This is a genomic window from Mangrovimonas sp. sgz306409, from assembly GCF_059735265.1.
In genome coordinates this window covers 219,538-240,726 of sequence record NZ_JCAPEU010000008.1, presented here as the reverse complement: position 1 = coordinate 240,726, position 21,189 = coordinate 219,538, and the positions used below count along the sequence as shown (strand labels likewise).

Sequence of the window (21,189 nt, the reverse complement as noted above, 5' to 3'; positions counted from 1 at the left end):
ACCCTTGGCAAAAAAAGCTAAAAAAGAAACCCCGTTGATGAAGCAGTACAACAGTATCAAGGCCAAATACCCTGATGCCCTGTTGTTGTTTAGAGTTGGAGATTTTTATGAGACCTTCGGGGAGGATGCCGTTAAGGCAGCTAAAATTTTGGACATTATTTTGACCAAACGCGGAGCGGGAAGTGAAAGTGAAACAGAGCTGGCCGGATTTCCGCACCATTCGATGAATACTTATTTGCCCAAGTTGGTAAAGGCAGGGGAACGTGTGGCCATCTGCGACCAATTGGAAGATCCCAAACAAACCAAAACCATTGTAAAAAGAGGGGTAACCGAACTGGTAACGCCTGGGGTTGCGCTTAACGATGATATTTTGCATTCCAAAACCAATAACTTTTTGGCGGCGGTGTGTTTTGGTAGAAATGTAATGGGCGTGTCCTTTTTGGATGTGTCTACGGGTGAGTTTTTGATTTCGCAAGGAAATGCCGAATATGTAGATAAGTTGCTTCAAAATTTTAGTCCGAGTGAGGTATTGGTATCCAAACCAAAACGCAACGAATTCAAAAGCGTGTTTGGAGAAGATTTCCATACCTTCTATTTGGAGGATTGGGTGTTTAAGGATGATTATGCCAATGAAACCCTATTGAAACATTTCAATACAAAATCCTTAAAAGGGTTTGGAGTGGAAGATCTCTATGAAGGAATTGTGGCTTCGGGAGCTATTTTGCATTATTTGGGAGAAACCCAGCACCATAAATTACAACATATCACCTCCATTCAGCGCGTGACACAAAAGGAACATGTATGGATGGATCGATTTACCATTAAGAATCTGGAACTCTACCATTCCACAAACCAAAATGCGGTGACCTTGGTTGAGGTGATAGACAAAACCATTTCCCCTATGGGAGGGCGTTTGCTCAAACGCTGGTTGGCATTGCCGTTGGTGGATTTGGGGAAAATACAGGGACGACATGAGGTGGTGGAGCACCTTAAAGACGAGTCGGTGTTACTAGGAAAGGTTCAGGGGCATATCAAGCATATTGGCGATTTGGAGCGTTTGATTTCCAAAGTAGCTACGGGTAAGATCAATCCGCGAGAGGTCATTCAACTTAAAAATGCCTTGGAAGCTATCGTACCTATTAGGGCCATGCTTTCAGGAAGTAGTAATGCGGCCCTTGAAAAGCTGGGCAATGCCTTGCTGATGTGTGAAGAGTTGCGCCAACGTATTAAAGCGACTTTAAATGAAGAAGCGCCTGTAAATATTTTGAAGGGAAATTCCATTTCCTCGGATTATTCAGCGGAATTGAAAGAACTGCGAGAGTTGTCCACTTCAGGGAAGGATTACTTGGATAATATGTTGGAGCGTGAGAGCGAGCGTACTGGAATCACATCTTTAAAAATTGCGTCCAACAATGTGTTTGGTTATTATATAGAGGTAAGAAATACGCATAAAGATAAAGTTCCTTCGGAATGGATTAGAAAGCAAACTTTGGTTAATGCCGAGCGTTATATAACTGAAGAACTCAAGGAATACGAAGCCAAAATTTTAGGCGCTGAAGAGCGTATTTTGGCTATAGAGCAGCAATTGTTCGCGGAATTGGTAAGTTGGATTGGTTTGTTTATTCAGCCTGTACAAAAGAATGCCTCGTTGATTGCCCAATTGGATTGCTTGTGCGGATTCGCCCAATTGGCCTTGGAACGCAACTATACACGTCCAGATGTGAACGATACCCATGTTTTGGATATTAAAAATGGAAGGCACCCAGTTATTGAGCAACAGTTGCCTCACGGCGAAGCTTATATTGCCAATGATGTGTTTTTAGATAGAGACCAACAGCAAATCATCATGATTACGGGGCCTAACATGTCCGGTAAGTCCGCTATTTTAAGGCAAACCGCCCTTATTGTACTGTTAGCGCAAATAGGAAGTTTTGTGCCGGCCGAAGCTGCGAGTATTGGACTTACAGATAAGATTTTTACCAGGGTAGGTGCCAGTGATAATATTTCTATGGGAGAATCGACCTTTATGGTAGAGATGAACGAAACCGCCTCTATTTTGAACAATGTGTCCGATCGTAGTTTGGTGCTGTTGGATGAGATTGGCCGTGGAACCAGTACCTATGACGGTATTTCCATTGCTTGGGCCATCAGTGAGTATTTGCACGAACATCCAAGTCGCGCCAAAACCTTATTCGCTACCCATTACCACGAGCTGAACGAAATGGCAGAAACCTTCGAGCGCATTAAAAACTTCAACGTTTCTGTAAAGGAATTAAAGGACAATGTGCTGTTCTTGAGAAAGCTTGTAGAAGGAGGAAGTGCTCATAGTTTCGGTATCCACGTAGCCAAAATGGCGGGAATGCCACAGCAGGTGATCCACAGAGCCAATAAAATTCTAAAGCAATTGGAGAAATCGCATTCCAATGAAGAGCTTACGGATAAGGTGAAAAACCTTAACAACGAGATGCAATTGAGCTTTTTTAATCTTGATGATCCGTTATTAGAGCAGATCAGGGAAGAGATTGTAACTACCGATATTGATACCTTAACACCGGTGGAAGCCCTAATGAAGCTGAACGATATAAAACGTATGTTGCTGAAAAAGAAACAGGCGTAAAAAAAATAAATATTTTTATTGAAAAAGGCTTTGCAATTCTAAGAATTGTATTAAATTTGCCCTCGCAATTGAGACAGACGTTCTTTTAAATAAATTGCTTTATTGCGAAAGTAGCTCAGGGGTAGAGCATCACCTTGCCAAGGTGAGGGTCGCGGGTTCAAATCCCGTCTTTCGCTCTGAACTATAATGGTAATACGCTGAAGTGGTGGAATTGGTAGACACGTTGGACTTAAAATCCAATGAACATTAGTTCGTGCGGGTTCAAGTCCCGCCTTCAGTACTGCAAAAATCCGTAACATGCTTGTTTGTCAAGAAGTTGCGGATTTTTTGTTTTTATATGATTTTCTTCAAATTACCTGAGTAATCTGTTTTACTACTATTTATTGGAAATTGTTTATTTCAAAAGAGCTGTTTTTGCCTAACGTTTTTTAGGCGGCATGGTGCCAAAAACAATGTCCCAAAGTGGCGAGCTTACCCCATAGGCTTTATCGTCGAATTTGTGATGGTGTAAATGATGGTGTTTCCATAGATACCGAAACCAATTTTTTGGAGGCCTTCGAGCATGGATGATGTAGTGGATATATAGGTAAGCAGCGTATCCAAAAAAGAATCCAGGCCAAAATAAATAGGTGTATTCTCCCATAATTACATAAAATAGAGCAAAGAAGAGTGCTCCCAAAAGTATAGCGAGTGGAATGGGCATGGCCAGTAAGCCTTCGTCTTTAGGGTAGGCATGATGTACGCCATGAACCGTGTATTGCCAATTTGCTTCATTTTTATAATCTTCGCCAGAGTGGTATAAAAACCGATGGGCCAAGTATTCAATAAGGGTAAACAGCAGGAGTCCTGAGATTAAGAGTAAAAGTTTGTTTGCAAAAAATAAGTCAATCTTAAAAAGGCCATAGATTAAAACGGCAAGGGATAATAGCAGGTAAACACCCACTGCTAACATAGAGTTGGTTTTTACAACTTTGTAAGTCCTATTTTCATTCATGCTACGACATTTTATTTCTTAAAAAATAAAACACAAGGGAAGTGGAAAACCTTTGGCTCATTCCCTTTATGTCTAACTGCAAGGCGCATTATTTTGGGGCTAGGTGCTATGGTTTAGCATACAATTTACAAAATTCTTAGATAAGGAGCTTTTTTCTTAGGTGTTGTGAATTATGTTGTTTCTAAGGTGTTTAGATTGCACTTAAGGATTCAAAAGCGCTACAATTCGTAAAGGAGCGCCGCTACCGCCTTTTATTTTCATTGGGAGGGCAATGATTTCAAAGCCTTGTGCTGGGAGTAAATTCAAATTGGTGAGGTTTTCAAAAGCAGGAATGTTTTTGGAAAGCAACACGACATGGCTTTTAAAATATTGCGATTGCCCATAATCGATGCTTGGCGTGTCAATACCTATGGAGTGAATGTTTCTGTTGGTTACCAACCACTCGGCCGCTTCGGGGGAAAGTCCGGGGAAATGAAGTTTGGCAACAGCAGCATCTCCGCGTTCTTCGGTGCCCAAATACTTCAGTTTGTTGGGGTAATATTTAGAAAATCCAGTTTGTAACAATACAATGCTTCCATCGGGAATAGTTTTGCCTTCTTTCAATTCCCAATCTGTAAGATCTTCAATGCTGATTAAATAATCGGGATTTTGGAGTGCTTTGAAAGAAACATCAATTTTAATGGCTGGTCCTATAAGGTGTTCCAAAGGCAGTTCTTCCACCGATTGTCCGTTTTTTGAGAAATGGATTGGAGCGTCAATATGGGTGCCACCATGTTCCGCAGTGGAAATGTTAAAAGCAGAATAAAAATATCCCTTGTCGGTAGGTCCCATAAACACCGTGTCTTTTTCAAATTCCTTGGCTGTCACCCAATACACCGTTTCCCTAGAATAATCGTGCGATAAATCTACGATGGTTTTGTGAGTGAAATCACTTTTGGCGACAGTTTCCATAGGTGAAATTTCATTTGACGGTTGTTCTTTACATGTAAACAATAGTATAGGGCAACACATTAATAAAAAAAGGGTTTTCATTTGAAATTCATTTTGGATGTTCTTTTAAGTTGTGGTGCGAGGAGGGGAGTCTTAAAGGTAGTGATATTTTCTCTTCATTAAATTATGTGAGGTTTCTAGAATAAGATTTCGTTTTTTAGATGAGGTTCAGGGAGTTATGGGAAAATTTTTCTAAATTAGTTGTAAATCAAATTGATACACTATGAAGCCATTCAAAGCCCTCCTTTTCTTCTTACTTTGTGTTCCCGTTTTTAGTTTTTCTCAGCATTCTAGCACTTCCTCTGTCAACAATGCCAAAATCAAATCAATGATTGCGGCTTACAAAACGGATGCTAGGGGGCCATATCGAGACATTCGTTGGTTTTGTGAAGATGGAACCATTAACATGCCCAAGGAACCTTGTGAGGGCGAAGGTGTGCAACATGCTAGGTATAAGGAAGAGGTTGCGGCTTTAGGGGAGCAAAGCCATGTGTATTTGGGGCAGATTTTGGCGTCTACCGATGTTGAAGCCTTTTGGGATAAGGCCAATTACCATTCCCGTATCAAACAGTACATGCTGGAAAAATACTTGAAATCTGTAGATGATGGCTGGATCCATCAAAAAGCGCAATTTTACAGGGGAGCCATTCAAGCAGAAGATGAACAGGCTTGGGGAAAAGCGTTTTTTATTGAGTTGCTAGGCAACGATAGTTATATTGAAAAGCATTTTTACTTTTTGCGCCAGGCGATAAAAGATGTGCCGCATGCCGGCGATGATAATGTGGCGCAACTTATGCGCAGTCAATCCAAAGCGGTTGCAGATGCTTATGAGCCTTTTATGAATTTGAGAATAAAAATTCACGGCCAACCGGAAGTGTCGGATATCTCCAAGGTTGAAGAATTCAAAAAAAGTCAGGGGAGCAAGCTTACCCCGGGGCTTCAAAAGGATTTAGATGAATTGGTGACAACCATGGAGCGATTTTTTGAACCTGTGAAAGTGGCCTCGTTGTCAGATTATTTAAAAGATGTGACCAATAAAGATATCGTTTCATATCTCAATGGATTTATTGAAGGCTATACCAATGCTCCTATCACCGAAACCATCGAAGCGTCGGCGGATGCCATGTGGTTCATTAGGGAGCATATGTTGGAAGAGTCCTCACCTCAAGGGCGTTTAGCCATATTCGATTTGTCCTTAAAACTGGAATTGTTAATTACCAAACAGATTGCCGAATATCCCGAGGAAGATTTAAAATACTTAACCGATAAAATTTGTTACCTCAGTATGGCCTCGGCTGCTTCGGGGTATACAGAACTGTGGGAATGGGACCAGTTGCAAGTGTCCCTTTCTGAAAAAAGTAATGACGAAGCGACTCTGGAAGCCTTGCAGGATCTTTTGATCGCGGCCAGACAACAGTTGGAGTGGGGAACTGGAAAGAACAGTGCTGTTTTTGGGCCGGTTGTATCTCTTTATGAAGGATTCGAACCCTTGGCGCATGGATTTTTGGACGACCGGATTAGAGGTTCTGTGGCCTTGTATTTGGGAAACAGTATTGGAAAGTTGGGGAATTTTATCACCGAAGCCTCCTCTTTGAGCAACCACGTTTTGGACCTGAACAATCAAAGTCACATCCATGGTTTGAATCCTGGATACGCGTTTGGAGAATTGGTAGTTGTGGAAGGTTCTGCAGAAAATATGGCAGTCAATCCCAATAATATTTATGTGTTTGGAAGGCCGCCTTCCGATTTAAAACCAGTGGCTGGAATTTTAAATGTTTCCGAAGGGAATCTTGTGTCGCATGTACAATTATTGGCTAGGAATTTGGCAATTCCCAATGCCGCAGTTTCCAGTGCGAATGTGGCCTCGTTTAAGAAACATGCTGGTGAAAAAGTATTTTATGCGGTATCCAATTCTGGAACGGTGATTATGAAATCGGAAAGTGACATGACCGAGGAAGAGCGCAAGCTGTTTAGTAAAGCAGAACAAAGTCATGAAATGATTACGGTTCCAGTTGAGAAAATCAAACTGGATCGTAATACTACGATGAGTTTAAGTGAAGTCAATGCCGCTTCATCAGGTATTTATTGTGGACCTAAAGCTGCTAATTTGGGAGAGTTGAAACAAAATTTTCCAGACCATGTAGTCAATGGCTTTGTGATTCCTTTTGGAGTGTTTTTAGAGCATATGAAACAGACGATCCCTGGAAGGGAACAGACTTACTGGGAATATTTGAACAGTATTTTTGCCAATGCACGACAAATGAGTGAGCAGGGAGAATCAGCTAAAGCCGTCGAAGATTATCAGTTAAAGGAATTGGCTCAATTACGAAATTTGATTATTGAAATGCCTTTGACGAATTCTTTTTTAGATAATTTGGAAACTTCGTTTACCTCCATTTTAGAGGGTGAATTGGGTACTGTGCCTGTGTTCTTGAGAAGCGACACCAATATGGAAGATCTTAAAAGTTTTACAGGGGCGGGCTTGAATTTGACCTTGTTCAACGTTCTTGAAAAGGAAAAAATCATAAAAGGAATCAAGACGGTTTGGGCGTCGCCTTACACAGAACGTAGCTTTAAATGGCGCCAAAAATATTTGACCAATCCAGAAAATGTGTACCCCTCCATAGTGGTGATTCCTGGGGTAGATAACGATTTTTCAGGAGTGATGATTACCAAAGGCGTCACTTCTGGAAAAACCGATGAGATTACCGTGGCTTTTAGTCGGGGCGTTGGTGGCGCTGTAGATGGGCAGGCCGCCGAAACTTGGGCCATCGCTTCCAATGGGGGCTATCGTTTAATTGCGCCTTCCCGTGAGCCTTTCTATAAATCACTGCCAAAAACAGGGGGGACTGAGGAGCATGTTACCACTTTTGAAACACCTATTGTAAGTGCTGAGACTAGAAGGCAGGTGAACATGTTCAGTAAAACGCTTGTGGATAAAATGGAAGCTCAGGGGATTCAAGGACCTTATGATGTAGAGCTAGGCTTTAAGGATGGAAAACTGTGGTTGTTTCAAGTGAGGCCTTTCGTTGAAAATAAACGAGCCAAGAGCTCTACCTATTTGGAGTCTATTTCTCCTAAAGTGGACATGCAAAAAACACTTTCACTCAATACAAAACTGTAAGTTATGAAATTAAGATTTGGCATTGGTATTCTAACTATTGTTGTAGGACTTTCGTTGTCTTCATTTTATCCTATCGACGGGTATGATCGTACGGGAATTAAACGTTTGGTGTATTGGGAGCAGGTTAAAAAAGGGGAGATAGAAAGTAATCGAATTCCTGCGGGAGCTTTTTATCCCATGGATTCTATAAAGTTGAATTTACTGGATAGAAAAGATGAATTTTTAGGCGTTCCTGCGGTAGACGAACCTCTCCAAAAGAAAGTGGATGCTCTTTTTAAAGGCTTGGATAAAAACTATTCCTTGACAGTTTTGGATATGACCAAAGGCAGTCCTGTGCGTTATGCACAACATAGGGAAACAGAGGGGTATCAGCCAGGAAGTGTTGGGAAACTGGTAGTGTTGGCTTCATTTTTTGAAGGCCTTTGTCGTGTCTATCCAAACGATTTTGACAAGCGACTAGACTTGATGAAAGCCAAAACAATAAAGGCGGGTGATTGGGCTTTATATGACCATCATACGGTGCCTGTTTATAATTTGGAAACCAAAAAAATGGTAAAGCGGAAAGTGACTGAAAAGGATGTGTTTACCCTATATGAGTGGCTGGATAATATGGTGTCAGTAAGTAACAATGGAGCAGCTAGTGTGGTGTGGCGTGAAGCTCTTTTGATGCATGTGTTTGAAGATAAATATCCAGATTTGACGTTTGAGGAAGCAGAGGCCTATTTTAAAGAAACACCTAAAAAGGAATTGTCTGAATTGGCGATAAAAATTGTCAACCAGCCTTTACGGGATATTGGGATTACAGAGGACGAATGGCGTTTGGGTAAATTTTTTACCAATGGGGCTGGAGAACATATTCCAGGAACGGGCGGTAGTATTGGTACACCGATTGGTTTGATGAAGTATATGGTGGCTTTGGAAAAGGGAGCGTTTATTGATAAAGCTTCTAGTTTAGAAATGAAACGTTTACTGTATTTAACCGATAGACGTATTCGTTATGCAGCCTCCAAAAAATTGGACAGTGCCGCCGTGTATTTTAAATCAGGGAGTTTTTATAAATGCGACCGAAGTAAAAATCCTGGGTGCGGCGATTACGAAGGAAACGTGTATAATTATATGAACTCGGTGGCCATTGTGGAACAGCCAGATGGCTCTAGGTATGCGGTCTGTTTAATGTCTAATGTGCTCAATAAAAATTCAGCATATGATCATTTAATGTTGGCTTCCAAAATAGATGCCCTTATGCGGGATTAAGGAAGTGCTTGCAATTGCTCTTTAATTGTATGCGCTTGTTGTCGAACAGTTTTGCTTTGGTCGTTCAATACAATGTCTACTAAGGGGATGAATTTTTTCTGGTTTATTTTTTCTATCAAATACAATACGGCATGCTTGATCTTGATGTCGTGTCGTTGCAGTAATACTTTATAGCACTCGGATTCACTGTAAACCGTAAGGTTGAGTTTGTCGATCATCTCCTCAGAAATTTTATCCGAAATAATTACAGATTCTGCTATTGGAATCAATTCTCTTTTTAAGTGCATGTCCAAGACATTGTCCAAAAATTCGATGGCATTGGTGCGTTGCTCTTCCTCGCCATTAATGATGATATCCAAAATTGGTTCAATTTCGTGAGGAGGATATTTAATTCCTAAAAACTTAAAGATGCGATGCAATTGACGGTCCAATCGCTGTTCCAAGATTCTCATAAGTCCCCTTCTGGCATCGTCAATAGCTGTGTGGTCCTTGTGTTCGCTTTTTTCTTTAAAGTCCAGAATGATTTGCGAATGAATAGACGAAAGGGTACTTTGGTACAAATGGCATTCGTCCAAAATTTTGTCTACCACAAACTGATCCTTGATTTTTAGTGAAGGATATTCCCATTTTAAATGTTGTAATGACTCGATAGCAGCAATGGTCACTGCATGTTCGGTGGTGTCGATTAGTTCTATAAGACCGTTTACAGCCTGCTGCGAAGAAAATGATTCAATGACGGAAGGGATGAAATGGGCATCATCGATAGGGAGATCTTCATCTAAAGTTTTTTGAACCAACACCTCAATGATACTAGGGCCGTAGTTATGCAACATTTCCATGGCAGTCTCTCTAGTTTCCTTTCGAGACAATTGGTCTACAATGGCTTCTATATAATCCAAAGACTTGGAGCTTCCGGCGCTTGTAATAGCTACATTGGCAATTTCTGGGTCTTTGTTGTTGAATTCGGCAGTAAGGACATAATCGTATTTTTTTAGTTTGGAATGGCCTATGGCTTCTAAAATAGAAAGTATTTTATGTTTTTTGTAAACGGGATCAGCACTGTTTTTATATTCTTCAATAGCTTTCTCAAGCCAATTTTCAAATTCAAATTTTTGAAGTAATTGATGTTTGTTCTGAAGCTCTAAAGATAAACTTATGAGCATCGCATTTTTGATGGATTCGTCCTCGCTATTGATATATTTTTCAAATACGGCTTTTGGATGTTTTCTGTTTTTATGGATAATATATCTCAGGGCATTGGTGGTCAATTCTTGGTCAGGATCATAAATCAAAGGTTCGATGGCAGTTGAAAGGTCTTCCTTTTTTAGAAAGTATAGGTTTTCTATGGCCGAGGCTTTTACTTTTGGGGAGCTGTGGTTGAGAAGTCCTTTGATAGCAGTGAAAAACCGTTCGTCGGGATGTTCCAAAGTTCGGTTCAGCATATGCAAGATTTGAGATTCCGTGCCTTGTTCAAACACCCGTTTCACACTATTGATAATGGAAGTGACGGGGAGTTCTGGTTTTGGTTCGTCTTCCTTGTTGCTTTTAGGATGCGAAGTATCCAATAGTTTTCTGAACGCTAAAATATAGGCTTTTTTTACTTTGAAAATGAAATAGATCCAAGCGCAAATAAAGGCTATGGTGAGTAGGCTCACGTAAATGCGGTGCAATTGAAGTCCGTTGATAATGAAGATGAGTAAGAATCCGGCAATACCCGTGGCAATACTGTCGATGACCACATCGATAAAGGTTTTTGTTTTTTTCTTGATATCAATGGGGATGGGGATTACCAAAAGTTCGGTAGCGGCTTTGTTGACCGATTGTTTTAAACTTCCATCAGCAATTTTAATGAGAACGATGACCCAAAGTTCTGGAAGAAACACTAGAAGAATGGAGCCGAAAAGAATACCTACAGGTAGCCAAAGCAGTGATTTTCCAACCCCAAAAGTTCCTACAATATGTTTGGTAAAGAACAATTGAATAACCAATGAAATAACACTGAGGGTAGACAACCAAAAACCAAAAAATGCAGTAAGTTCTTCGGGGTTTTCAATGAGCTCCGAAGCGTAGTGGTTGTATTGATAATCTACCAATTTGGCCACAATCACACTTATACCAATGACGATTGCCAATAAGGATAAAAGGTGTGATTGCTTGATGAGTTTTAAGGGTGACTGTCCATTTTGTGTGGTTTTGTGTGTGACAAACCGGCTATGGTGTTTAATGATTTCCGAACGCCATAGGTAACGGGTAATCGGGATACAGCAAAACAATAAGGCTGCGGCAACAAACAGTAGGTCTTCCGAGGGCATGAATAGGGAAAGGAGCGAGGTGATGTATCCTCCAGCAATCCCGCCGGCAATAGCCCCTGCGCCAATAAATCCAAAAACGCGTTTAGCTTCCCTAGCATTGTAGAGCATGTTGGCGAAGAGCCAAAATTGAGAGGTAGTCAACAGGCCGTAAATCGCGATAAATACATATGGGATGTAAAGCAAATATCGTAATCCGAGATGTAAATTTAGGGCCACACCAAATAGAATCAGTATGAGAACTGAACCTAGAAATGTGCGGTTAATAATTTTTATAAGGGGCCATTTTTCCAGGGCCTTATCATAAAAGTAGGAACCGGCAATGGCGAAAATGGCAGTTAAGATATAACCTATAGGAAGTGCTTTGGCAGTAAGTTGCGATAAAAAGATGGAATTAATGGTAGGTTTTACAATGAGAAGGGTGGTAACAATCAAAAAAATATTGAGCTGCAACAACAGTGTTTTTTGCAGTTCGTCTTCATTGATATCAAATACCCTTAGTAGGTAGGCTTTGAGTCCTTTGGTGTTGGGCATAGTTACATCTTTATGGCAGTTTCAACGGGAACGACTAAGTTCCTGATAATCTGTTCTCCAAATTGGTTTTCTACCAAAGCTACTAAAATATATTTTCTTTCTTCACCCCAAACCAAAATAGAATCTGCATGCCAATTTTGCCAAGTCCCCGATTTTCTAAATAGCCTTGCATCAGGGTCAATTCTATCCAGAGTGTTTACAAATTTGTGGTGCAATTCGGGGTTTTCCATAATGTCCAACATTTTTTTTGAGCGTTCCCTAGTAACCAATTTGCCATTGACCAACATGTAATAGAAACGGCATACTTGGGTAACAGAAGCTGCATGGCTTAGGTTTTTTAGAGGGTCCCTATTGGTAGGACCAGAGGCAGCATAGCGTTTTCCTACCCAAAGGCCTCCACCTTTGTCTTCTTGATACAATTGGTATTTGGGGCCTCGCACCACGCTTTCAATTTTTTCAAACCCCAATTTGTCTATAAGTCTTGTAGTTGCTTGGTTGTTGGATTTGCTGATCATCAAACGCATGTCCTTCAAAATCTCGTCGGATTCTTCCAATTCCCCTTTTTCAAGGGCGTCCTGGGTGGCCAATAGCACGGCTATTTTTGGTAGACTGGCAGCGTACATCATAACATCTCCGTTGAGAAAAGCAAAACGGGGTTTTTCAGGGTTGTTAAGGTCTACCACACCGACCGACATTTTTTTGCTCTCAATAAGTTGTTTCCATTGTGGGTTGGCATAGAGTTCTTTTTGAAGGTTGTCTATAAGCTTTTGGTTATAAAAGGCAAGCAATGGCTTAAACTTCTCTTCAGGAATGTTGATGGGTAATTTTGAATAGTCTGATGGGGTGGATGGACTCGAGGGAGATATTACTGAAGCCGCAGCCTTTTGTTGCTTGGTGTTGTTTGCAGACTCTGAGCGTTTACATGCAATGGTTAAAATTATGGTAAGAACCAATGAGGAAAAAATGGCATAGTTGCGAATGTTTTGGAGTTTGCCCATTGGATATTTAATTATTGATTGATATAAAGTTATTTCTGTTGGTGCTTAAAATGAGAACCTTTAACTAGAATTTGTGATTGAAAATCAAGATTTAAGATAGTGAAAATTACTTGGATTTTGAAGAGTGTTTTGGATGAAGTTTTAGACTGTTAAGAAAAGTCATTGTAAGAATTTATTAACAACTTTTTGTGTTGAAAATCAGTGTCTAGGGGGCCTTGTTTACATAGTTTACAGGTGAAAGTTGATTTTTAAAGTAAAATAAGACTTAGGAATGTCTATGTTCAATGTTATTAATCTAAAAAACAATAAGATGAAAAACCAACTAACTCTTTTGTTGCTTTTTTTGTTCAATAGCTTTATGCAGGGACAAGTACAAACAACCGATGCCTATTCGTACGAAATAGGAAAACCTTATGAAACGATTAAAGGAGGGGCGCATTATTTAGTGCATAACGGAGAAATGATCGCTTTAAAATTCGATTGGAAAAAATTCTACATTCAAAAATTTGATATTAATGGTTTAAAAGAAATTAGTAAAAAGGAATATGAGAATTCGGAAATATTGCCTAAAAATTTTGTGATGGAACAACTGTTGCAGATTGGAGGGAAGTGTTACTATTTTTATTCTTCTTGGTCTGGTAAAAAAACTCAAAAGGAGCGCCTCTATTACCTGACCATTAATTTGGATACAGGAGCCTTAGAGGGCGATGCCGTCCAATCAGTAGAGGTCGATGGAAAATTGGCAGGGTCACCATTGGGAATTAGGACTGGGATATCTATTGGAGTAGGAGTTAAGTTTGATTTGTTGACATCTGTAGATTCAACAAAAATTTTAGCACAATATCGAAAGCGGCCAAAAGCAAAGAGCGATGTCAATAGTTACGATATCATCGGTTTTCAGGTGTTTGACAATGCTATGAATGCCATTTGGGCCAATGAATTTAAGATGCCGTATACCGAAAGAAAGATGGATGCTTTGGATTATGCGGTGGATTCTGGTGGTAATGTTTATATGTTGGTAAAGGTGTATGAAGATGAAACTGCAGATGATAAAAAGAAAAAGAGTGATAAAACGGCTAATTACCATATAGAAGTCTTTAGAATCACTCAGGGAGATTCCGAGATACAAAAAATTGAACTGGACCTAGAAGGGAAATTTATTAGTAAGTTATCCATTTTTGAGACGGCAGGGGAGCATATGTTTTGTGCAGGCTATTATAACAATGGTGAGCTCAGTAAAAATGGGTTTTTACAAGGTAAGAAGTTTAAAGCCGATATTGCCGACGGAATTATTGTGTTTAAGCTTAATAAAGAAAATGGGAAGCTAGTCAATACCGTGTATCATGAAATACCGGTCGAGGTATTAAATAAATATGTGAGTGACAGAGATCAGGAGGAAAATAAGAAGGAGGATAAAGAAGAAGATGCTGCTTTTTTTGCAAATTTACAGCTTAAGGATTTAATTCATTTTGAGGATGGAAGTTTGGTGTTGAGCGGTGAGCAGTATTATGAAATTAGAATGGATAGAAAGGAAAGTGCATATTATGTTTATCATTATAGGGATATTCTTATCACAAAAATAAATCCGGATGGCACTCTAGCTTGGATGGATAAGATTCCTAAAAAGCAAAGAGGGCTAAGAGGTAAAGGGGGTATGTCCTATACCCATCTAACTAGTAATGGTAAACACTATTTATTTTTCTTAGATAATGTAAAAAATATGAATTTGCCTTTAAATGAATTTCCACATTTGCATGTTGATGGACAAGGAGGATATTTAACGGTATATGCCGTGGATGATGTAACAGGAGAGGTGGCCAAAGGGAGTATTTTTGATTTAAGAAACTTAAAGGGGAAGGTTGAAGTCCCTGAATTGGAAATGTCAAGGGTTATAAAAATCACGGAGGATTCTTTTTTAGTGGAAGTTGATACGAAAAATAAAAAGAATGCCTTAATTAAGGTGCAAATCAATACGGAAGATGTTGCTAAATAAACTAAAAAAAAAGCGAATAGGTTTCTATTCGCTTTTTTCTTTTTCCATATTGATGAGGTGCGCCAAGGAGGCTACAATCCGGTTGTGCTTTTTTACAAATGGATTGGTTTGGTCCCAAACATAGCCTGCCAAAACCGCACATATTTGTCGTTTCACATCTTGGTTTTCTGGACGGTGGAAGAACAGTGTTTGGAGATTTCCAGTATACCATTCCTTCACATAGGTAGCAAACACGTTCACACCATATTTGATGTAATCGGCATAGTCTACTTCCCAGTTAACCACTTCGCCTTTTAATTCTTTGGCAATCAATTTTGCCGATTGGAGCGCAGATTCCGTGGCAAAGGTGACTCCTGATGAAAATACAGGATCTAGAAATTCAGCACTGTTCCCGGTTAATACAAATCCTTTTCCGTAGAATTTTTTAACTGCCTTGGAGTAGTTTCTTATGCAAACAGGCTCAAATTCAAAATCTAAATCTTCAAATCTGTCATGGTAATATTTGGATAGTTTGAGCATGGCTTTCATGCGTTCGGTGTTGGAGCCATCATAAGCATCGATCAATTCATTTTTGCCCACAATACCAATACTGGTAATGCCATTTGAGAAAGGAATGACCCAAAACCAAGTGTCCTTGTCTAAAACGTCAAAGGTGATCAACGTGCCTTCTCTGCCTTCGGGGCGTTTAAGGTCCTTTACATGTGTGAAAATAGAAGAGTGCTCAGGCATGGAGGAGGGCTTGTCTAAATCCAAAAGTCTTGGTAATACCCTTCCGTAACCGCTGGAATCCACAATGAATTTCGCATTTACAGAATATTCGTTTCCTGTTTCATCTTTTATTATGGTTGTTGAAGTGCCATCTTCTTTAATGTGCACATCAACCACTTCATGTTGAAATAGAATGTCTACACCCCATTTTTGAATTTCTTGAGCCAATGTATTGTCAAAATCCGCTCGAGGGACTTGCCAAGTCCAGTTCCAACCTTCGGTGTGTTTTTGGCTAAAGTCGAAATTACAAACAATATCATCCCTTAAAAATCGAGCGCCAGCTTTTACCTCAAAATTTTGGGCTTTCAAGCAGTCTAATAGTCCTACTTCTTCAAAGTGGTCCATGCATCTAGGTAAAAGGCTTTCCCCAATCACAAATCGTGGAAATTTACTTTTTTCAATCACCTTGACTTTAATGCCCTGTTTGTGCAAATAGGCGGCTGACACACAGCCTGAAGGGCCTGCTCCTATGATTAAAACATCAACAGTGGTATCGCTCATGTGCTTAGTGGAATAAATTCATTTATTATTTTAAATTTGCTAACCAAAATAACTACTTTCGTTTCAGTTATTAAAATTTAATCATAAAAATAACCTTATACATATAGATGCTGACATTTGACGGGAAACTAGGAATTGAAGATTTTTATAAAATTATTTTTGAGAACACTCCAATCCAAATCCACCCAACGGTGGTGGAGCGTGTTACGAAGAGCTTTAAATTTTTAAAGACGTTTTCTGAAAATAAGGTCATTTATGGGGTGAATACGGGTTTTGGGCCTATGGCTCAATACAAAATCAAGGATTCTGAGCGCATCCAGTTACAATACAATTTAATACGAAGCCACTCTTCTGGGACGGGGCAACCTATAGCGCCTATGTACGTGAAAGCTGCCATGGTGGCGAGATTGAATACACTTTCTTTGGGGTATTCTGGCGTACATGTATCGGTTATTGAGTTAATGACCGAATTGATCAACAGAAATATCATTCCTTTAATTTATGAGCATGGAGGGGTTGGAGCTAGTGGCGATTTAGTGCAGCTGGCCCATTTGGCCTTGGTACTAATCGGTGAAGGAGAAGTGTTTTATAAGGGGGAAAGAAGAGCAACCAAAGAAGTATTCGATTTGGAAGGACTTCAGCCTATTTCTGTTGAGCTTAGAGAAGGGTTGGCCTTAATGAACGGAACTTCTGTGATGACGGGGGTTGGTGTTGTCAATATTCTTTATACCAAACGATTGTTGGGGTGGATTACATCTTGTTCGGCAGCTATTAATGAAATAGTGCAGGCCTATGATGATCACTTGTCGGAAGAATTAAATGCTTCGAAGTTGCATGTAGGGCAGCGTGAAATTGCTAAAAGGATGCGAGAGCATTTAAAGGATAGCCAATTAACTCGCAAGCGAGAGCATCATTTGTATACCAATAATGATGATGTGTCGGTGTTTAAGGAAAAGGTGCAGGAGTACTATTCTTTAAGATGTGTGCCGCAAATTTTGGGCCCTGTGTTGGATACCTTGAAAGGTGTAGAGAAGATTTTGATAGAGGAAGTCAATTCTGCCAATGACAATCCAATTGTAGATGTAGAAAAGCAGCACGTGTATCACGGCGGAAATTTCCATGGCGATTATGTGTCTTTGGAAATGGATAAACTCAAGACGGTTGTTGCCAAGACAAGTATGTTAGCCGAACGGCAATTGAATTATTTGCTCAATGCTAGGTTGAACGATATTCTTCCTCCATTTGTAAATCTTGGGACTTTAGGACTTAATTTCGGAATGCAGGGGGTGCAGTTTACGGCAACTTCCACGACTGCAGAAAACCAAATGCTGTCCAACCCTATGTATGTGCACAGTATTCCTAACAACAACGATAATCAGGATATTGTAAGCATGGGAACCAATGCGGCCTTGATAACTAAGAAAGTCATCGAGAATGCTTTCGAGGTAATAGGGATAGAAATGATTACCATTGTCCAGGCGATTGAATGCTTGGAATTGCAAAACAAGGTTTCTTCCAAAACAAAACAGATGTATGACGATATAAGAGCTCTTGTACCTGCATTTAAGGAAGATGTTGCTATGTATCCTTTTGTGAACAAGGTGAAGGAGTTTATCATGGCGCACTAAGTGGTCTGATTTTTAACATGCCGAGGGAAATTTGGTTGCAAGGGCTAATTGTTGTTAAGTAAATTATTAATATAAAGCTGTTAATCATGAAAATTAAATCTTTCCTATGGCTGTTTTTATGCAGCATTTGTTCAATGGTGGCGCAGGATCTTGCGTTGGCCAATCAAGATGGTAAATTTGGGTACATCACCAAGACGGGAGACTGGCAAATCAAGCCTCAATTTAAAATAGCCAAGAATTTTTCGGGAGATTTGGCAGAAGCCATGACCGATGATAAAAAATGGGGCTTCATTAATAGAAAAGGTGAATGGGCAATTCAGCCCATGTTTGAAAAAACAAAGGCCTTCGATTCTGGAGTGGCAATTGTATTAAAAGATAATCAGTGGATCTATATCAATACTGATGGGGAGCAGATTCTTAAAGACGTTACTACAGATAAACTTTATGATTTTGAAGAAGGTTATGCCATTGTAAGACAGGGCGACAAAGTAGGTTTTATCAATGCCAAAGGCGAAGTTGTGGTTCCTGTAAAATTTTCAAAGGTTTTTGGCTTTGTGAATGGCTACGCCAAAGTTCAGGAGAATGAAAAATGGGGTTTGGTAGATGGATCTGGGAACTATTTTGTGCCTACAGAGTATGATGGAGTGAGTAATGTATATCACGACAAGGTTATTGTTTCTAATGGAGGTGTGTATGGCATCATTTCCAATGGTGCTTTTAAAGAAGTAGAAGGAGCCCAAAAAGTATGGGACTTTATGTATAATCCAGAAGTTACCTATGCAGAAAAGGATGGTAAAATGGGATTTGTAAATGCCGAAGGGAAATGGGAAATCGCGCCAACTTATGAAAAGGCCCGTGCATTTGTAAATGGCTTAGCACCTGTAATGAAAGACAAGAATTGGGGGTATATCAACAGAGCTGGTGAAGAGGTTATTCCTTTTCAATATAAAGATGCCGAGATATTTAGCAAGGATGGTTTGGCGCCTGTAAAACTTTCTAAATTATGGGGTTTTATCAATACAAAAGGTGATTTGGTGATAGACGATAAATACGATATAACAGCAAGTGGCTTTTCGGTGTTCAAAAGAAATAATGAAAAAGGGTTTATTGATGGCTTGGCTAGGGTAAAGGAAAAGAAGTCCTGGTACTACATCAATACCAATGGAGAAATATTGAAAGATATGGAGTTTGAGAATTTGGAATTATTCCAATAAACCCTATAATTGCAATAAATATCCGCTTAAAAACTAACTAAATGAAGTGTGCCATAATCACAGGTGGTTCCAGAGGAATAGGAAGAGCCATTTGTATTCAATTAGCAAAAGATACCAACTACCATATTTTAATTAATTACAATAGTAATGAAGCTGCGGCTCACGAAACCAAGCAGGCAGTGGAAGCTGAAGGGAATACTGCAGAAATCCTCAAGTTTAACGTAGCTAATGCTGAAGAAGTGGCTTCTGTTTTGGGAGCTTGGCAGGAAGCTAATAAAGAAGCAGTTGTTGAGGTAATTGTTAACAATGCAGGTATTACAAAGGACGGTCTGTTTATGTGGATGCCACAAAACGACTGGCAGGACGTAATCAATACTTCCTTGAATGGCTTTTATAACGTGACCAATTTCTTTATCCAAAAGTTACTCCGTAATCGTTATGGGCGTATTGTAAATGTTGCTTCGGTATCAGGGGTTAAAGGAACGGCTGGTCAAACTAATTATTCAGCTGCTAAGGGAGCATTGATTGGAGCTACTAAAGCTTTGGCGCAGGAAGTGGCTAAGCGAAAAATTACTGTAAATGCGGTGGCGCCGGGATTTATAAAATCGGATATGACCGCAGAACTTGATGAAAAGGAATTGAAAAATATGATTCCTCTAAATAGATTTGGGGAGCCCGAAGAAGTGGCGCATGCCGTAGCGTTTTTGGCTTCAGATAAGGCATCGTATATTACTGGGGAAGTTATAAATATTAATGGAGGAATTTACTCCTAATTTTGGTTTTGGATGAGAAGAGTTGTAATTACGGGAATGGGAATTTACTCCTGTATCGGGGAAAATTTAGAGCAGGTCAAGGAGTCTCTTTATAAGGGGAAATCAGGTATTGTTGTAGATGAAGACCGTATTGCCTTTGGCTACAGATCTCCGTTAACAGGAATGGTGTCTCAACCAAACTTAAAAGGCTTGCTTTCCCGCCGTCAGCGTATTAGTTTGGGGGAGGAAGGGGAATATGCTTATATAGCTACTTTAGAAGCCTTGTCGAATGCCAAAATCGAACAGGACTTTTTGGATCAAAATGAAGTCGGGATTTTGTACGGAAATGATAGTACCGCTAAATCGGTTATTGAGTCTGTAGATAAAATTAGGGAAAAGAAAGATACTACTTTGGTCGGGTCTGGTGCAATTTTCCAAGGGATGAATTCTTCGGTAACCATGAACTTGTCTACCATCTTTAAATTGAAGGGCGTGAATTTTACCGTGAGTGCCGCTTGTGCCAGTGGTTCGCATTCCATCGGGATGGCTTATCATTTGATAAAAAGTGGTATGCAGGACTGCATTATTTGTGGAGGCGCACAGGAGATCAACAAAATGGCCATGGCAAGTTTTGATGGTTTGGGGGTGTTTTCAGTACATACTGACGAGCCTCAAAAGGCATCGCGGCCATTTGATAAAGATAGGGACGGACTTGTGCCAAGTGGAGGTGCTGCGACTTTGGTTTTGGAAACTTATGAATCTGCCATGAAGCGAGGTGCTACAATCTATGGCGAAGTTTTGGGGTATGGATTTTCTTCCAATGGAGACCATATTTCAACTCCTAATGTAGACGGGCCTGCCCGAGCCATGAAAATGGCTATTGAACAGGCAGCGATTAAAGTTGAGGATATTCAATATGTTAATGCCCATGCTACCTCAACTCCGGTTGGAGATGCTAATGAAGCAAAGGCTATCTTGTCTGTTTTTGGTGAAAATGGGCCTTATGTAAGTTCTACAAAATCTATGACAGGACATGAGTGTTGGATGGCTGGGGCAAGTGAGGTAATCTATTCTATTTTGATGATGCAGAATGACTTTATAGCGCCCAATATAAACCTTGGTGAACCTGATGAAGCGGCGTCAAAATTAAATTTGGTGGCGGAAACGATAGATAAAAAATTTGATGTATTTTTGTCCAATTCTTTTGGATTTGGAGGGACAAATTCAGCATTAATAATTAAAAAATAAGCGAGAGATAATGGATAAAGAAGTTATCATTGATAAGATAAACGACTTTCTTATTGACGAGTTTGAAGTGGAGGAGGATGACATTTCCGCAGAAGCTAACTTAAAAGAAACCTTAGAGCTGGATAGTTTGGATTTTGTGGACTTGGTTGTTGCTATAGAATCTAACTTCGGAGTAAAACTTGTCGGCGAAGACTTCATTGGTGTAGTGACACTGCAAGATTTTTATAATCTTATTGAACGAAAATTAAGCTAAGCATTTTACGTT

14 protein-coding genes and 2 tRNA genes are annotated in these 21,189 nt (G+C 39.8%); 11 read left to right on the top strand and 5 right to left on the bottom strand.

Going from position 1 to position 21,189, the window contains the following annotated elements; all coding sequences use genetic code 11:
* Positions 1–4 precede the first annotated feature (4 nt).
* From mutS to AC6I5C_RS14455, 3 genes are all read left to right on the top strand, one after another.
* The gene (mutS, locus tag AC6I5C_RS14465) at positions 5–2,617 is read left to right on the top strand and encodes a DNA mismatch repair protein MutS (protein ID WP_497905771.1); all 2,613 of its coding nucleotides are present in this window, start codon (positions 5–7) and stop codon (positions 2,615–2,617) included.
* Between the two features lie 104 nt (positions 2,618–2,721).
* A tRNA-Gly gene (locus AC6I5C_RS14460) sits at positions 2,722–2,793 on the top strand.
* A gap of 20 nt (positions 2,794–2,813) precedes the next feature.
* Positions 2,814–2,897, top strand: a tRNA-Leu gene (locus tag AC6I5C_RS14455).
* A gap of 138 nt (positions 2,898–3,035) precedes the next feature.
* On the opposite strand, the gene AC6I5C_RS14450 is transcribed toward AC6I5C_RS14455, so the two are convergent.
* Positions 3,036–3,611: a sterol desaturase family protein gene (locus AC6I5C_RS14450; protein WP_497905770.1), complete on the bottom strand. Its 576-nt coding sequence runs from the start codon at positions 3,609–3,611 to the stop codon at positions 3,036–3,038.
* A gap of 201 nt (positions 3,612–3,812) precedes the next feature.
* On the bottom strand, positions 3,813–4,643 hold the full coding sequence (locus AC6I5C_RS14445) for a cyclase family protein (protein WP_497905769.1): 831 nt from the start codon (positions 4,641–4,643) through the stop codon (positions 3,813–3,815).
* A 181-nt stretch (positions 4,644–4,824) separates the two neighbouring features.
* Between AC6I5C_RS14445 and AC6I5C_RS14440 the strand changes: the two genes are divergently transcribed.
* Positions 4,825–7,725, top strand: a complete 2,901-nt coding sequence (locus AC6I5C_RS14440; protein ID WP_497905768.1) for a PEP/pyruvate-binding domain-containing protein — start codon at positions 4,825–4,827, stop codon at positions 7,723–7,725.
* 3 nt (positions 7,726–7,728) lie between these two features.
* Positions 7,729–8,979, top strand: coding sequence for a serine hydrolase (locus AC6I5C_RS14435; protein ID WP_497905767.1), 1,251 nt, complete (start codon positions 7,729–7,731; stop codon positions 8,977–8,979).
* Here AC6I5C_RS14435 and AC6I5C_RS14430 read toward each other — a convergent pair.
* On the bottom strand, positions 8,976–11,822 hold the full coding sequence (locus AC6I5C_RS14430) for an NTP/NDP exchange transporter (RefSeq protein ID WP_497905766.1): 2,847 nt from the start codon (positions 11,820–11,822) through the stop codon (positions 8,976–8,978). The genes AC6I5C_RS14435 and AC6I5C_RS14430 overlap by 4 nt on opposite strands.
* 2 nt (positions 11,823–11,824) lie before the next feature.
* Entirely contained in the window at positions 11,825–12,820 is a 996-nt protein-coding gene (locus tag AC6I5C_RS14425; RefSeq protein WP_497905765.1) for a serine hydrolase, read from the bottom strand.
* A gap of 310 nt (positions 12,821–13,130) precedes the next feature.
* Here AC6I5C_RS14425 and AC6I5C_RS14420 point away from each other — a divergent pair, with 310 nt between their 5' ends.
* The gene (locus AC6I5C_RS14420) at positions 13,131–14,813 is read left to right on the top strand and encodes a hypothetical protein (RefSeq protein WP_497905764.1); all 1,683 of its coding nucleotides are present in this window, start codon (positions 13,131–13,133) and stop codon (positions 14,811–14,813) included.
* Between the two features lie 24 nt (positions 14,814–14,837).
* On the opposite strand, the gene AC6I5C_RS14415 is transcribed toward AC6I5C_RS14420, so the two are convergent.
* Positions 14,838–16,082, bottom strand: a complete 1,245-nt coding sequence (locus tag AC6I5C_RS14415; protein WP_497905763.1) for an NAD(P)/FAD-dependent oxidoreductase — start codon at positions 16,080–16,082, stop codon at positions 14,838–14,840.
* A gap of 107 nt (positions 16,083–16,189) precedes the next feature.
* On the opposite strand from AC6I5C_RS14415, the gene flxA reads away from it, so the two are divergent.
* From flxA to AC6I5C_RS14390, 5 genes are all read left to right on the top strand, one after another.
* Positions 16,190–17,710, top strand: a complete 1,521-nt coding sequence (flxA, locus tag AC6I5C_RS14410) for a flexirubin biosynthesis tyrosine ammonia-lyase FlxA (RefSeq protein ID WP_497905762.1) — start codon at positions 16,190–16,192, stop codon at positions 17,708–17,710.
* An 86-nt stretch (positions 17,711–17,796) separates the two neighbouring features.
* Positions 17,797–18,924, top strand: a complete 1,128-nt coding sequence (locus AC6I5C_RS14405) for a WG repeat-containing protein (RefSeq protein ID WP_497905761.1) — start codon at positions 17,797–17,799, stop codon at positions 18,922–18,924.
* Between the two features lie 41 nt (positions 18,925–18,965).
* On the top strand, positions 18,966–19,697 hold the full coding sequence (flxB, locus tag AC6I5C_RS14400; RefSeq protein ID WP_497905760.1) for a flexirubin biosynthesis SDR family reductase FlxB: 732 nt from the start codon (positions 18,966–18,968) through the stop codon (positions 19,695–19,697).
* A gap of 12 nt (positions 19,698–19,709) precedes the next feature.
* Positions 19,710–20,924: a beta-ketoacyl-[acyl-carrier-protein] synthase family protein gene (locus AC6I5C_RS14395; RefSeq protein WP_497905759.1), complete on the top strand. Its 1,215-nt coding sequence runs from the start codon at positions 19,710–19,712 to the stop codon at positions 20,922–20,924.
* Between the two features lie 10 nt (positions 20,925–20,934).
* Complete coding sequence (locus AC6I5C_RS14390) at positions 20,935–21,177, top strand: phosphopantetheine-binding protein (RefSeq protein ID WP_053978207.1); 243 nt, start codon at positions 20,935–20,937, stop codon at positions 21,175–21,177.
* Positions 21,178–21,189 lie beyond the last annotated feature (12 nt).